Raw genomic sequence first — 14,958 nt, 5'->3', positions numbered from 1 at the left:
GAGTTCCGGCCATGCAGACCCATGAAGTGTTCAACCAGGTACCCCCGCTCGTGCCCTTCGACGCCGCGCGCAACCCCGCGCTGATCGAGGGTCTGCACCGCGAAGGCGCTGGCTGGGCCGAGGCGGAGGTGCGTGAACTCGGCAGGCTCGCGGGCGATGTCGCCGCGCAGGAGTGGGGCAGGCTCGCCAACGAGTACCCGCCGGTGCTGCACACCCACGACCGCTGGGGCCATCGCGTCGACGAGGTGGAATTCCACCCGCACTGGCACGACCTGATGAATGTCGCTGTCTCGCACGGCCTGCACGGATCGCCGTGGCTCGACGAGCGCCCCGGCGCGCACACCGCCCGCGCCGCCAAGTTCTACACCTGGGGCATCGCCGACGCCGGCCACATGTGCCCGATCTCGATGACCTACGCGGTGGTGCCCGCGCTGCGCCACAATCCGGAACTGGCCGCGAAGTACGAGCCGCTACTCGGTTCGCGCACCTACGATTTCGGCCTCCGCGAGCCGTCGACCAAGGCCGGGCTGATCGCGGGCATGTCGATGACGGAGAAGCAGGGCGGCTCGGACGTGCGGGCCAACACCACCACCGCAGCGCCGCGGCCGGACGGTTCGTACCGGATCGTCGGGCACAAGTGGTTCACCTCGGCGCCCATGTCGGACATGTTCCTGACCCTGGCGCAGGCTCCCGGCGGGCTGTCGTGTTTCCTGCTGCCGCGCGTGCTGCCCGACGGCACCCGCAACCCGATCCGCATCCAGCGGCTCAAGGACAAGCTGGGCAACAAGTCCAACGCGTCCTCGGAGATCGAGTACGAGAACGCCACCGGCTGGCTCGTCGGCGCCGAGGGCGCGGGCGTGAAGACGATTATCGAGATGGTCAACATGACCCGCCTCGACTGTGTGATCGGCTCGGCCACCGGCATGCGGCTCGGCGCGGTTACCGCGGTGCACCACGCCAGGCATCGGGAAGCGTTCGGCGCCAAGCTGATCGATCAGACCGCCATGCGCAATGTGCTGGCCGACCTGGTCATCGAGTCCGATGCGGCCACGACCGTGATGATGCGCCTGGCCGGTGCCACCGACCGCGCGGGCAGTGATCCGGCCGAGGCCGCGCTGCGCCGGATCGCGCTGGCCATCACCAAGTACTGGGTGTGCAAGCGCGCGCCCTCGCACGCGGCCGAGGCGCTGGAATGCCTGGGCGGCAACGGTTATGCCGAGGAATCGGGCATGCCGCGGCTGTACCGGGAGGCGCCGCTGATGTCGATCTGGGAGGGGTCGGGCAATGTCGCCGCGCTGGACGCGTTGCGCGCCATGGGCCGTCAGCCCGAGACCGTCGAGGCGTACTTCGCCGAGGTCGGCCTCGCCCGCGGCGCCGACCCGCGCCTGGACGACGCGATCGACCGGGTCGGCAAGGAACTCAGCGACCTGTCCGATATCGAGTACCGGGCCCGCCGGGTAATCGAACTGATGGCGCTGGTCCTGCAGGGCGCGCAGCTGGTGCGCCACGGTCATCCGGCCGTCGCCGACGCCTTCTGCGCGACCCGCCTCGGCGGCGACTGGGGCATCGCCTTCGGCACCCTGCCCGTCGGAGTGGATACCGGCGCGATCATCGAGCGGGCCTTCGTCGACGTGCAGTGATCGCGGCGCGGATGGGTCGGTGAGCCGCGTTGTCCGTGCGGGCAAGGAGTCCCCGGGCCTCCGGCGACCGGACGATCAGCTACTCGGACGTCACCTACCAGTGGTTGCGATTCGCAGGCTGATGCCGGTGCCGGTCGCAACGGCACCCGGCCTGGTGCGTCGTCGCCTAGGGTGATCCGGTGACCTCGGCGAGCGGCATCCTGTCGGTGAGCGACTTGGCTCGGCGGATTCCGCGTGGCGCCGCGCCAGGGCAGCGCTTCTTGCTCGGCATCGCCGGGCCGCCCGGCGCGGGTAAATCGACGCTGGCCCAGCGTCTCTGCGCGGAACTCGGCCGGTCGGGGCGACCCGCCGTGGTCGCCCCGATGGACGGTTATCACCTGCGCAACGAGGTGCTGCGCGCGCGAGGAGCGCTGGCCCGCAAGGGTGAGCCCGACACCTTCGACGCGGCCGGATTCGTCACCGATCTACGGGCGCTGCGGCAGACGCCGATCGGCGAGCCGGTGCCGTGGCCGCTGTTCGACCGGGCCATCGACGAGCCGACACACGGCGGCGTGATCGTGCGCGACGAAGGGATCGTCCTCGTCGAGGGCAACTACCTGCTGCTCACCGGTGCCGAGGCACCTGGCTGGGCTGAGGTCCGCGGACTGCTCGACATCTGCTGGTATCTCGACGCGCCGCGCGCGGTCCTCACCGAACGACTGCTGCACCGGCACACCGTCGGTGGACGCTCGGCGGCCGAAGCATCCACGAAAGTCACCGACAGCGATCTGCGCAACGCCGACCTGATCGCCGCGAGCAGACACCGCGCCGATCAGGTGCTGACGGCGGCGGACGCGGGCTATCGGATCGGCTGAGCGCGGCGCGCGTACCGCGGAAATCGGCGGCAGCGGGCAATCATGGAGCGATGACGCGGGATCGGCGAGTGTCAGTGCCAGGGCATGCGTTGCGCAACGGCGGCGCGGCGTTGTGCGCGCTGCTGCTCTACTACAGCGTGCCGCTGAACGGGGTGTTCGAGATAGACGCCTGGCCGGGGCGGGTGTTCGGGATCGTCAGCTTCGTCGCGGGCGTGGTCGGCCTGGCCTGGCTGGTCTGGCGGCGGATCCAGTACTTCCTGAACGCGCCACCGTCGGCGGGCGGCCGCGTCGACGGGGTGCTGCTCGTCGTCTGCATCGTCTGCGTGGTCTTCTCGCTGTTCTACTACCGGCTGCAACAACATCGACCGGGCGAGTTCGACGGCTTGGAGACCCGTACCGACGCGCTGTACTACACGATGTCCACCCTCGGCACCATCGGCTACGGCGACGTCCACGCCGTCGGTCAGGTGGCCCGGATCGCGACGATGGTGCAGATCGCGTTCGACCTGGTGGTGATCGGCACCCTGGCGACCATCGTGACCAGCAGCGTCACCCGCAGGCTCGCCGCCATCCGCCCGGAACCCCCGGCGGCGGGCGAGGTCAGCGGCGGTGCGCCCGATACCACTCGATGAGCTCGTCGGTCGACGAATCACCTTGCGTCACCGGCTGCTCCGGCTCGCTGAGCAGCGGCATCAGCGCCAGCGCCTGCTGCTTGCCCAGCTCGACGCCCCACTGGTCGAAACTGTCGATGCCCCAGACGATGCCCTCGACGAACACCTGGTGCTCGTAGAGCGCGATCAGCTGACCCACCGTCGAGGGGGTGAGCTCCGGCGCCAGGATCGTGGTGCTCGGGCGGTTGCCCGGCATCACCTTGTGCGGCACCAGCTTCGGATCGGTGCCCTCGGCGGCGATCTCCTCGGCGGTCTTGCCGAACGCCAGCACCTTGCTCTGCGCGAACAGGTTGCTCATCAGGATGTCGTGCATGCTGCCGGTGCCGTCGCGGGTCGGCAGGTCGTCGGTCGAGCGGGCGAAGCCGAGGAAATCGGCGGGAATCAGCCGGGTGCCCTGGTGCAGCAGCTGGTAGAAGGCGTGCTGACCGTTGGTTCCCGGCTCGCCCCAGAAGATCTCGCCGGTCGAGGTCGTCACCGGGGTGCCGTCGGCGCGCACCGACTTGCCGTTGGACTCCATCGTCAGCTGCTGGAGGTAGGCCGGGAAACGGGCCAGATCGTTCGAATACGGCAGGACCGCACGCGATTCCGCGCCGAAGAAGTTCGTGTACCAGACGCCGAGCATGGCCAGCAGGACCGGCCCGTTCTGCTCCAGCGGCGCCGTCGCGAAATGCTTGTCCACGGCGTGCATTCCGCTGAGGAACTCGGCGAACTGTTCCTTGCCGATCGTCACCATCACCGACAGGCCGATCGCGGAGTCGACCGAGTAGCGGCCGCCGACCCAATCCCAGAAGCCGAACATGTGCGCGGGGTCGATGCCGAAGGCGGCCACCCGTTCCGCGTCCGTCGACACCGCGACGAAATGCTTGGCGACGGCGTCCTCACCGAGCGCGCCGACCAGCCAGCGGCGGGCGGCGGTCGCGTTGGTCAGGGTCTCCAGGGTGGAGAAGGTCTTGGAGGCGACGATGAACAGCGTGGTCGCCGGGTCGAGACCGGCCAGCTTGGCGACCAGATCGCACGGGTCGACATTCGAGACGAACCTGGCCTCGATCCCGGGATCGGTGTAGTGGCGCAGGGCGCGATACACCATGTCGGGCCCCAGATCCGAGCCGCCGATGCCGATATTGACCACCGCGGTGATGCGCTCACCGGTCGCGCCACGCCAGGCGCCGGAACGCACCGAATCGGCGAATTCGCCCATCCGGCGCAGCACGTCGTGCACCTCGGCGTCGGTGTCGGTGCCGTCGATACAGAGCTGATCGCCGACCGGCAGGCGCAGGGCGATATGCCCCACCGCGCGGTCCTCGGAGGTGTTGATGTGGGCGCCGGAATACATCGCGTCGCGGCGCTCCGGCACACCGGCGGTGCGCGCGAGATCGACAAGCAGATCCAGGGTTTCGCGGGTCACGCGATGCTTGCTGTAGTCGATGTGCAGGTCCGCCACCCGCAGGGTCAGTTCACGGCCGCGCGCCGGGTCGTCGGCGAACAGTTTCCGCAGGTGCAGGGGTGCGACACTGCGGTGATTGTCCGACAGTGCCTGCCAGGCCGCCGTCGCGGTGATGTCGCTGCTCACGACAGGCGACACTACAGCGTTCGATTACTACCGTCCGGTCGGATCGATGCCATCGACACGCCGCGCGGCCTACGCTGACGACATGGTGTCCGAACGTGACGTACTGGAATTCGTACCGAAGGGTTTGTGGATCGGCTCCGGGCCGGTCGAGGCGACGGGGGGTGGCACCTTCGCGGTGCGCAATCCCGCCGACGACTCGGTCATCGCGCAGGTTGCCGACGCGACACCGGCCGACGCGATGCGCGCGCTCGACGCGGCCGTCGCCGCGGGCGAGGCGTGGGCGGCGACCCCGTCCCGCGAGCGGGGCGAGATCCTGCGCGCGGTGTTCGAGCAGCTGACCGCGCGGGCCGAGGAGTTCGCGTTGCTCATGACGCTCGAGATGGGCAAGGCCCTGACCGAGAGCCGCAACGAGGTCCGCTACGGCGCCGAGTTCTTCCGCTGGTTCAGCGAGGAGGCGGTGCGGGTGCACGGTCGCTACCTGCACGCGCCCTCGGGCACCGGCCGGATCATGGTGGCCAAGCAACCGGTCGGTCCGTGCCTGGCGATCACGCCGTGGAACTTCCCGCTCGCCATGGGCACCCGCAAGATCGGGCCCGCCCTCGCGGCAGGCTGCACGATGATCGTGAAGCCCGCCTCGGCGACTCCGCTGACCATGCTGGCGCTGGCCAAGCTGTGCAGCGAGGCCGGTCTGCCCGACGGGGTGCTGTCGGTGGTCACGACGTCGCATTCCGGTGCCGTCACCGGCCCGCTGATCGACGATCCGCGGCTGCGCAAGCTCACCTTCACCGGCTCGACCGAGGTCGGCAAGAAGCTCGTCGGGGCCGCCGCGAACCGCCTGCTGCGCACCTCCATGGAGCTCGGCGGCAACGCGCCGTTCGTCGTGTTCGACGACGCCGATATCGACAGCGCGGTCGCCGGTGCGATGCAGGCGAAACTGCGTAACGGCGGCGAGGCGTGCACGGCGGCCAACCGGTTCCACGTCCAGCGCGGTGTGGTCGACGAGTTCACCGAGAAGCTGGTCGCCGCGATGACCGACACCGTGGTCATGGGACCCGGCACCGATCCGGCCAGCACCCTGGGCCCGCTGGTGAGCGAGGACCAGCGCGAGATCGTCAGCGAGCTGGTCGACGATGCGGTCTCGAAGGGCGCGCAGCTGCTGCTCGGCGGCAAGGCGCCCGGCGGGCCCGGGTGGTTCTACCCGGCCACCGTTCTCGGGGATGTCCCCTCGACGGCCCGCATCCTGCGCGAGGAAGTGTTCGGTCCGGTCGCCCCGATTGTCGCGTTCGACACCGAGGAGGAGGGCATGGCCGCCGCCAACGACACCGAATACGGTCTGGTGAGCTACGTCTACACCCGCGATCTCGACCGGGCGCTGCGCGTGTCCGAGACGCTGGAGTCGGGCATGGTCGGCGTCAACCGCGGCGTCATCTCCGACCCGGCGGCCCCGTTCGGCGGCGTCAAGGAATCGGGCTTCGGGCGCGAGGGCGGCACCGAGGGCATCGAGGAATACCTCAACACCAAGTACATCGCCCTGACCTGAGACACGAAACCGCCCCGGGGATGGTGTTGCACCCGGGGCGGCTTTGTGGAGGCGGCGAACTGGTTGCGCGCCGCGTGGTTTGTGGGGCCTAGCGCCCGAGGCGACCTCGGCCGAGTCGGAGCAGAAGCATGGCGAGGGTGTGGCCCTCCTGGCCGAGCTCACTGAATCGCTCGAGCACCTTCATCTCACGGCTGTGGACCAGGCGCGGACCGCCGGAGGCCATCCGGGTACGGCCGATGATCCGGGAGATCTCGCTACGGCGTTTGATCGCGGCGAGGATCGTGGCGTCGAGCTGGTCGATCTCGAGGCGGAGCTTCTCGATCTCCGCTTCGGATTGCGGCAGAGCCGAATCGGACCCAGTGGTCGTAGCAGGGGTGCTCATCATTCATCTCCTCGTGTCAGAACTGGGATCGGTCCGGCCCGACGGCCTGTTACCCGATCTGTTCCTTCACCCTGAAACTTTCCCGATGGGCGGTACGAAATCCCCCCGGGAGTGCGCAAAGAGCGGCGCTCACCGACACGATATCGGATCGAGTGCCGATCCGGGCATGCGGAGAAGCACCGACCATGAGCCCCAGTGTGCCACGGGCCCCTAGCTATGCAAAACAGTTGTGTTTGTGAATCAGCTGAGAAGCCGGCAGTTCGCCGCCTGTCGGTGCCCGCCGGTAGCGTGGACAGACGATGGATATCACGGTCGCTCCCCACGCCTCAGCCGCCGATCCCAGCGAACCAGCTTCCGCCCCGGCGGAGCTATCGCGTCGCGACGGTGGTGGTTCCGGCGCGTCCGGCGGCGGGCTGGCCGAGGCGGCGGCCCGGCACAGTGCCGAGCAGGAGCAGCGCCGCAAAGAGCGCGAACACCAGCGTGCCGAGGAGACCGAGCGCCTGCTCGACGGACTCAATCCGCAGCAGCGCGCCGCCGTCGTGCACGCGGGGTCACCGCTGCTGATCGTCGCGGGCGCGGGCTCGGGCAAGACGGCGGTGCTCACCCGCCGCATCGCCTATCTGCTCGCCGCGCGTGGCGTGCACACCGGGCAGATCCTGGCCATCACCTTCACCAACAAGGCCGCCGCCGAGATGCGCGAGCGGGTGGCCGGGCTGGTCGGGCCGCGGGCGGCCAGCATGTGGGTCTCGACGTTCCATTCCAGCTGCGTGCGCATCCTGCGGATGCAGGCCGCGCTGCTGCCCGGCCTGAATTCCAATTTCTCCATCTACGACGCCGACGATTCGCGCCGCCTGCTCACGATGATCAGCCGCGATTTCGACATCGATACCAAGAAGTATTCGGCGCGTTTGCTGTCGACCGCCATTTCCAATCTGAAGAACGAGCTGATCGGGCCCGAGCAGGCCGCCGCCGACGCCGAGGCCGACGAGACCGAGCTGCCCGCGCTGGTCGCCCGGATCTACGCCGAGTACCAGAAGCGGCTGCGGGCGGCCAATGCCATGGACTTCGACGACCTGATCGGCGAGACGGTCGCGCTGCTGCAGCACCACCCGCAGGTGGCCGAGTACTACCGGCGCCGGTTCCGGCACGTCCTCGTCGACGAGTATCAGGACACCAACCACGCCCAGTACGTGTTGGTGCGTGAGCTCGTCGGCCACCACAGCGCCGAGGCGGGCGAGGAAGCCGGCGTCGAGCCGAGCGAACTGTGCGTGGTCGGCGACGCCGACCAGTCGATCTACGCGTTCCGTGGCGCGACGATCCGCAATATCGAGGAATTCGAACGTGACTTCCCCGACGCGGAAACGATTCTGCTGGAACAGAACTACCGTTCGACCCAGCACATTCTCTCCGCCGCCAACGCGGTGATCTCGCGCAACGAGGGCAGGCGCGAGAAGAAGCTGTGGACCGATTCCGGCGAAGGCGAATTGATCACCGGTTACGTCGCCGACAACGAGCACGACGAGGCCGCGTTCGTCGCCAAGGAGATCGACAAGCTGGTCGACGCGGGCGATGCCAATTACGGCGATGTCGCGGTGTTCTATCGCACCAACAACAATTCGCGTGCGCTGGAAGAGATTTTCATCCGGATGGGTCTGCCGTACAAGGTGGTCGGCGGCGTCCGGTTCTATGAGCGCAAAGAAGTCCGCGATGTGGTGGCCTATCTGCGGGTGCTGGAGAATTCCGACGACGCGGTGAGCCTGCGCCGCATTCTCAACACCCCGCGCCGCGGTATCGGTGATCGCGCCGAGGCGTGTGTCGCGGTGCACGCCGAACAGCGCGATATCGGTTTCGCCGCGGCGCTGCGCGATGCCGCCGACGGCAAGGTCGCGCTGCTGAACACCAGGGCGCAGCGGGCCATCGCCGGTTTCCTCGATCTGCTCGACGAGATCCGCGCGGCCGGTAAGCGTGCCGACAGCGAGTATCCCGATGTCGGCAATGTCGTCGACGCGGTGCTCGACCGCACCGGGTACCGGGCCGAGCTGGAAGCCTCCGACGATCCGCAGGACGGCGCGCGGCTGGACAACCTCAACGAACTGGTCAGCGTGGCACGCGAATTCAGTTCCGAGGCGTTCAACAATGCCGAGGCCGCGCGCGAGGAGGGTCTGCTGCCGGAGGCGGGCGACGGTGAACCCGAACCCGGCTCGCTGGCGGCGTTCCTCGAGCGGGTGTCGCTGGTGGCCGACACCGACCAGATCCCGGACGAGGGGTCGGGTGTGGTCACCATGATGACGCTGCACACCGCGAAGGGCCTGGAGTTCCCGGTGGTCTTCGTGACCGGCTGGGAGGACGGGCAGTTCCCGCACATGCGTGCGCTGGGCGATCCGACCGAGCTGGCCGAGGAGCGCAGGCTCGCCTACGTCGGTATCACCAGGGCGCGGCAGCGGCTCTACCTCTCGCGGGCCGTGGTGCGGTCAGGCTGGGGTCAGCCGGTGTCGAACCCGGAATCACGGTTCCTGCAGGAGATTCCGCAGCATCTGCTGGACTGGCGCCGGCTGGCGCCGGTCGTGTCGCCGGTCCAGCGTGGGCGCAGGCGTGAGGACAGCGGATTCGAGCGTGACTGGACCCGGGGCGACGGCTGGGATCAGCGTCCTGGCGTGCGTGGTGGGAGCGGTCAGCGCAGACCCACGCCGGGCGGCGCGGTCAAGCGCAACAACACCGATCTTGTTCTCGCCGTTGGTGATCGGGTCAGCGACGACAAGTACGGCCTCGGCCGGGTCGTGGCCGCTGATGGTGTCGGCCCGTTGGCGACGGTCACGATCGACTTCGGCACCGCGGGAAAGATCCGGCTGATTCCCCAATTCAGCCGGACCATCGTGAAGTTGTGAGTGCGGGAGCGACCCACTGATCTCGCAAGAACATGGGTAACTCCCCAACCACCTCCCAGCCCCACCCGCCCGACGCGAGCCCGATTACCAACAGTCGGGCTCCCGGACGACACGCTTAATACTCGGGGAGGCGGAACAGCACGCTTAATTCGCGGGGAGGAGGGACAGCAGGGCCTCGCCTAGCGTGGGGTAGCGGAAGGTGAAGCCTGCCTTGTGCAGGACTTCGGAGGTGGCGTGGCGGCCGGTGAGGCCGAGGGCGGGGTCGGTGCGCAGGACGACCGCGCCGACCTTCAGCATCGCCGACGGGGTCGGGGGTGATGGTGGGCGGTGCAGGATGCGGCGCAGGGTGGCCATGAGTTCGGTGTTGCGGACCGGGAATTCGGTGGCGGCGACGAGGATGCCGTCGGGGAGGGGGAGGTCCGGGTCTAGGCCGAGGGTGGCGCGGACGATGGCCAGCCAGTCCTCGATGTGGATCCAGCTGAACCACTGGTCGCCGGGGCCGACGCGGCCGCCGAGACCGGCCTTGGTGAGTTGGGCGAGGCGTTTGAGCGCGGGGGCGTCGGGGTCGAGGACGATGGAGGTGCGCAGGATCGTCCAGTGGTCGGCGCGGGCCGGGTCGAAAGCTTCTTCCCACGGCTGGGCGACGCCGGTCATCTGGGGGAGGCCGACGGGCAGGGGAGTTGTTTCGGTGCAGCGGGTTTCGCCCGCGTCCGACCAGATCGCGGTGGTGCTGGCCTGCACCCAGTAGTCGACCGGGGTATCGCGCAGCCCCGCCGCGGCGACGAGCGCGCTGGTGGAATCGACGCGGCTGCTGCGCAGTTCGGCGACATTACGCTCGGTGGGCCTGCAGTCGACCAGCTTTCCGGCCAGATTGATCACCGCCAGCTTGCCGGGTTCGCGCAGTTCGGCGGCCCAGGCGCCGACCGAGCGGCCGTCCCATTCGGTCTGCCGGAACGGCAGTGCGGGGTTGCGGCGGCGGGTGAGCAGGGTGACACGCTGTCCCCGGCAGGTCAGGTCGGCGGCGATCTGGGTGCCCAGCGCGCCGGTGCCGCCGGCGATGACCACGGTGAGCGCGTCCTCGGCGGGGACGAGCCCGGCCAGTCGCGCCAGCCGCGAAAAGTTCACGCGCGCATCGGTTTCGATGAAGGGACGAACGACCGCGCGCGCCGCCGCGGCGGACGGTCCGGTGAACCGCAGTTCCTGGCTGATCTCGGTGCCGCCGTCACACGGCGTCAGCCGCCAGGTGAGGTGCATGGTGCCCGCCGGTTCGGGCTGCTCGATGCTCAGCTCCCGATCCGGGATCACCGCGGTGACAGTGAACGGCTCGCCGAACCGGCCATGGATCCGCGCCGAGAAGTTCCCGTTGGGCAGATAGTCACCCTGGGCACCGACGGCGACCGGTCCGTGCATCCGCACCGACCGCACACCTGGATTCCACTCCGGCCACTGCTCGAGATCCGCCAGCACACTCCACACCAATTCCGGTGCGAGCGCAATGAACTGCGTGTACTTCGTCGTACCACCCATACCGAAACGCTAGCCCGCTATCCACTCCAGGAAAACGTGCTACTCCTCACGCACCAACTGACATACGCGAGAACATGGGTAACTCACCGACAACAGCAAACCCACGCATCACCAAACGCCAGTCGCCAACGTAGTCCAACCAGCACCTCAGTCTGGCCAAGATACGCGGAGAGGCGGGGGAGACCCCTAGTCGCGTTGGTAGCCCAGACTGATGCCGCGAGTCGCCAGCCACGGGACCGGGTCGATCTTGTCGGTGCCGTTGAGCCATACCTCGAAGTGGCAGTGCGGACCGGTGGAGAAGCCGCGGTTGCCCATGGTGGCGATCTGATCGCCCGCCATGACCCGCTCGCCCTGCGAGACAGTCGCGGTGTCGATGTGGCCGTAGATGGTGACCGTGCCGTCGTCGTGCAGGACACGCACCCACATGCCGAAGCCCGACGCCGGGCCCGCCTCGATGACCGTGCCGTCGGCGACCGAGTAGATCGGGGTGCCGATCGGGCCTGCGACGTCGATGCCGAGGTGCTGCACACCCCAGCGGGCGCCGAAACCGGAGGTGTAGTTGCCGGAGGTGAACTTGGCGAACAGTGGGCGCAGCTTGGCGGATTCCTGCGCGGCCAGGTCTTCGGCGAACTTCTGGCCCTTGGCGAGGATGTCGTCGAAGTGGCTCTTGTCGGCGACGGTGGTGGCGTCGAGTACCTGCGGTGCGGCGCCGGTGCCCTGGTCCGCGAGGTCGGCCGTGCTCGTCGACTGGGCGGCGATCTCGTAGATCTGGCCCGCTGCCTCGTAATCCACGGTGTTGGCGGGCTGACCTGGATCGGCCATCGCGGCCTGACCCGCGGCGACGACCGCGCCCGCGGCGACGGCGATGACCGCGGCGCGGCCCTTCAGCGCGGCGGGCGGTGCGGGCACGCGGTGCGCGCCACCACGACGTTCGACGCGACGCGGTTCGGGCTCGGCGTGCGTGTCTTCGGTGGGGGTGGACTGCCAGGTGTTGTCGTAGGCGCCGGTGTCATAGGACTCGTCGGCGGTCCATTCGTCCTCGGCGGGCGTCCACGCGGAATCGCCGGACCAGCTGTTCTGGTCGTGCCAGGCGTCCTGCTGTGGCCACGCGGTCTCGGGCTGCGCGGCAGGGGCGCGGCGGGCCTGCGGGTGCGAGGTGTATTCGTCGGCATACCGGTAACGGTGGCCGGAGTTGGTGCGATCTTCGACTGTGAAGGTGGAGCGGTGGTTCATCGGCCGTGCCGAATCGCCGACTGCTGTTCCAAGCGAGTGCTGACGTGCCTCAAGCTTGTCGTCCTCCTCAGTCCTGACTTGCCAGTCGTAACCTGGTTGTCGTGACCTGGTTGTGACTTCGACCGCATTGACGGTAACGAAGCGATTGCAGAGTGGCAAGCGCTGCTCGAAAACCTACACGCGTGTGTGAGATTCGTCACCGTAACGCAACCGAATTTCTCACCGTTTTCGGGTGCCCCGGGTGAGGTGAGTCGACGACATAACGTAGTAGATCGTGGGGCGCCGCGGCTTTGGGCGTTCCGACCTGCCACGGTGTCGGAAAAAGCCGAAAAACTACTCGCCAGTAGCCTTGGCCAGCGGTTTTTCCGACCTCCCGTAACACGTCGTGACCTGCGCCACTTAGGATGAATGTGGCCGATTGGCCCTCCATGTGACTGGTTAGAGTCCGACCCGACCCGCTACCGACGTCGGGCCGCCAACAAAGACGTTGTCATAGCAACGCAGACGAGACGGTGAGTACATGGATCTCTTCGAATATCAGGCGAAGGAGCTCTTCGTTAAGCACGGAGTGCCTTCGTCCGAGGGTCGTGTTTGCGACACGGCCGAAGAAGCTCGCGCGATTGCCGAGGAAATCGGCAAGCCGGTGATGGTCAAGGCGCAGGTCAAGGTGGGCGGCCGCGGTAAGGCGGGTGGCGTCAAGTACGCCGCCACCCCGGAGGACGCGTTCACGCACGCGCAGAACATCCTCGGCCTGGACATCAAGGGCCACATCGTCAAGAAGCTCCTTGTCGCCGAGGCCAAGGACATCGCGGAGGAGTACTACATCTCCTTCCTGCTCGACCGTTCGAACCGCACCTACCTGGCCATGTGTTCGGTCGAGGGTGGCATGGAGATCGAAGAGGTCGCGGAGAAGACTCCCGAGCGCCTGGCCAAGGTTCCCGTCGACGCCGTCAAGGGTGTCGACCTGGCCTTCGCCCGCTCGATCGCCGAGCAGGGCCACCTGCCCGCCGACGTGCTCGACGCCGCGGCCGTGACCATCCAGAAGCTGTGGGAGGTCTTCGTCAAGGAAGACACCACCCTGGTCGAGGTCAACCCGCTGGTGCGCACCCCGCAGGACGAGATCCTCGCCCTCGACGGCAAGGTCACCCTGGACGAGAACGCCGAGTACCGGCAGCCCGGCCACCTCGAGTTCGCCGACGTCGACGCGACCGACCCGCTCGAGCTCAAGGCCAAGGAGAACGACCTCAACTACGTCAAGCTCGACGGCGAGGTCGGCATCATCGGCAACGGCGCCGGCCTGGTCATGTCGACCCTGGACGTCGTCGCGTACGCCGGTGAGAACCACGGCGGCGTGAAGCCGGCCAACTTCCTCGACATCGGCGGTGGCGCTTCGGCTTCCGTGATGGCCGCGGGTCTGGACGTCATCCTGGGCGACGCGCAGGTCAAGAGCGTGTTCGTCAACGTGTTCGGTGGCATCACCGCGTGCGACGCGGTCGCCAACGGCATCGTGAAGGCGCTGGAGATGCTCGGCGACGCGGCCACCAAGCCGCTGGTCGTCCGTCTCGACGGCAACAACGTCGACGAGGGCCGCAAGATCCTCGCCGAGGCCAACCACCCGCTGGTGACGCTGGCCCAGACCATGGACGAAGGCGCCGACAAGGCTGCCGAACTGGCCGCAGCCAAGTAAGGAACACGAACATGTCCATCTTCCTGAACAAGGACAACAAGGTCATCGTCCAGGGCATCACCGGCGGCGAGGGCACCAAGCACACCGCGCTGATGCTGAAGGCGGGCACCAACGTCGTCGGCGGCGTGAACGCGCGCAAGGCCGGCACCACCGTGACCCACACCGACGCCGCGGGCAACACCATCGAGCTGCCGGTGTTCGGTTCCGTCGCCGAGGCGATGGAGAAGACCGGCGCCGACACCTCGATCGCGTTCGTGCCGCCCGCCTTCTCCAAGGACGCCATCGTCGAGGCCATCGACGCGGAAATCCCGCTGCTCGTGGTCATCACCGAGGGCATCCCGGTGCAGGACTCCGCCTACGCGTGGGCCTACAACGTCGAAAAGGGCGAGAAGACCCGCATCATCGGCCCGAACTGCCCCGGCATCATCACCCCGGGCGAGGCGCTGGTCGGCATCACCCCGAACAACATCACCGGCAAGGGCCCGATCGGCCTGGTGTCGAAGTCGGGCACCCTGACCTACCAGATGATGTACGAGCTGCGCGATTTCGGTTTCTCGACCGCGATCGGCATCGGCGGCGACCCGGTCATCGGCACCACCCACATCGACGCCATCGAGGCGTTCGAGAAGGACCCGGAGACCAAGATCATCGTCATGATCGGCGAGATCGGTGGCGACGCCGAGGAGCGGGCCGCGGCCTACATCAAGGCCAACGTGACCAAGCCGGTCGTCGGCTACGTCGCTGGTTTCACCGCGCCCGAGGGCAAGACCATGGGCCACGCCGGCGCCATCGTCTCCAGCGGCGGTGGTACCGCGCAGGCCAAGCAGGAAGCGCTCGAGGCCGCGGGTGTGAAGGTCGGCAAGACGCCGTCCGCGACCGCCGCGCTGGCGCGCGAGATCCTGGAGAAGGCGTCCATCGCTTCTGCCTGATCTTTCGCATCACCTACGAAGGCCGCCTCCAGGTTTGACG

General features: G+C 68.0%; 11 protein-coding genes. 7 read left to right on the top strand and 4 right to left on the bottom strand.

Translation table 11 applies throughout. From position 1 onward, the window contains the following. Positions 1 to 11 precede the first annotated feature (11 nt). From ACFWPJ_RS00835 to ACFWPJ_RS00825, 3 genes are all read left to right on the top strand, one after another. Entirely contained in the window at positions 12 to 1,640 is a 1,629-nt protein-coding gene (locus tag ACFWPJ_RS00835; RefSeq protein ID WP_378845626.1) for an acyl-CoA dehydrogenase family protein, read from the top strand. Between the two features lie 179 nt (positions 1,641 to 1,819). After that, a complete protein-coding gene (locus ACFWPJ_RS00830) occupies positions 1,820 to 2,494 on the top strand; it encodes a nucleoside/nucleotide kinase family protein (RefSeq protein WP_378845624.1) in 675 nt (224 codons plus the stop codon). A 68-nt stretch (positions 2,495 to 2,562) separates the two neighbouring features. Next, on the top strand, positions 2,563 to 3,126 hold the full coding sequence (locus ACFWPJ_RS00825; RefSeq protein ID WP_378845622.1) for a potassium channel family protein: 564 nt from the start codon (positions 2,563 to 2,565) through the stop codon (positions 3,124 to 3,126). Here ACFWPJ_RS00825 and pgi read toward each other — a convergent pair. Then, positions 3,095 to 4,735 (bottom strand): glucose-6-phosphate isomerase, encoded by a 1,641-nt coding sequence (gene pgi / locus ACFWPJ_RS00820; protein WP_378845621.1) that lies wholly within the window; start codon positions 4,733 to 4,735, stop codon positions 3,095 to 3,097. The genes ACFWPJ_RS00825 and pgi overlap by 32 nt on opposite strands. Before the next feature lie 82 nt (positions 4,736 to 4,817). On the opposite strand from pgi, the gene ACFWPJ_RS00815 reads away from it, so the two are divergent. After that, positions 4,818 to 6,275 (top strand): NAD-dependent succinate-semialdehyde dehydrogenase, encoded by a 1,458-nt coding sequence (locus ACFWPJ_RS00815; protein ID WP_378845620.1) that lies wholly within the window; start codon positions 4,818 to 4,820, stop codon positions 6,273 to 6,275. 88 nt (positions 6,276 to 6,363) lie between these two features. Here the strand turns inward: ACFWPJ_RS00815 and ACFWPJ_RS00810 are convergent, their stop codons facing one another. Continuing rightward, positions 6,364 to 6,657, bottom strand: a complete 294-nt coding sequence (locus tag ACFWPJ_RS00810; protein ID WP_022566231.1) for a chorismate mutase — start codon at positions 6,655 to 6,657, stop codon at positions 6,364 to 6,366. A 299-nt stretch (positions 6,658 to 6,956) separates the two neighbouring features. Between ACFWPJ_RS00810 and pcrA the strand changes: the two genes are divergently transcribed. Then, the gene (gene pcrA / locus ACFWPJ_RS00805) at positions 6,957 to 9,542 is read left to right on the top strand and encodes a DNA helicase PcrA (protein ID WP_378845618.1); all 2,586 of its coding nucleotides are present in this window, start codon (positions 6,957 to 6,959) and stop codon (positions 9,540 to 9,542) included. Positions 9,543 to 9,686: 144 nt separating this feature from the next. Here the strand turns inward: pcrA and ACFWPJ_RS00800 are convergent, their stop codons facing one another. Beyond that, positions 9,687 to 11,069, bottom strand: a complete 1,383-nt coding sequence (locus tag ACFWPJ_RS00800) for a DUF1731 domain-containing protein (RefSeq protein WP_378845616.1) — start codon at positions 11,067 to 11,069, stop codon at positions 9,687 to 9,689. 186 nt (positions 11,070 to 11,255) lie between these two features. Then, positions 11,256 to 12,302, bottom strand: coding sequence for a M23 family metallopeptidase (locus ACFWPJ_RS00795; RefSeq protein ID WP_378845614.1), 1,047 nt, complete (start codon positions 12,300 to 12,302; stop codon positions 11,256 to 11,258). Between the two features lie 520 nt (positions 12,303 to 12,822). Here ACFWPJ_RS00795 and sucC point away from each other — a divergent pair. Both sucC and sucD read left to right on the top strand, forming a co-directional pair. Continuing rightward, the gene (sucC, locus tag ACFWPJ_RS00790; protein WP_378845612.1) at positions 12,823 to 13,989 is read left to right on the top strand and encodes an ADP-forming succinate--CoA ligase subunit beta; all 1,167 of its coding nucleotides are present in this window, start codon (positions 12,823 to 12,825) and stop codon (positions 13,987 to 13,989) included. Positions 13,990 to 14,000: 11 nt separating this feature from the next. Beyond that, positions 14,001 to 14,918 (top strand): succinate--CoA ligase subunit alpha, encoded by a 918-nt coding sequence (gene sucD / locus ACFWPJ_RS00785; RefSeq protein WP_378845610.1) that lies wholly within the window; start codon positions 14,001 to 14,003, stop codon positions 14,916 to 14,918. The last annotated feature ends 40 nt before the right edge of the window (positions 14,919 to 14,958 follow it).

It is taken from the genome of Nocardia sp. NPDC058497, from assembly GCF_042720195.1.
In the GTDB taxonomy this organism is placed as follows: Bacteria; Actinomycetota; Actinomycetes; order Mycobacteriales; family Mycobacteriaceae; genus Nocardia.
Note: the sequence above shows the minus strand (reverse complement) of the source record. Positions and strands in the feature narration are given on the sequence as shown.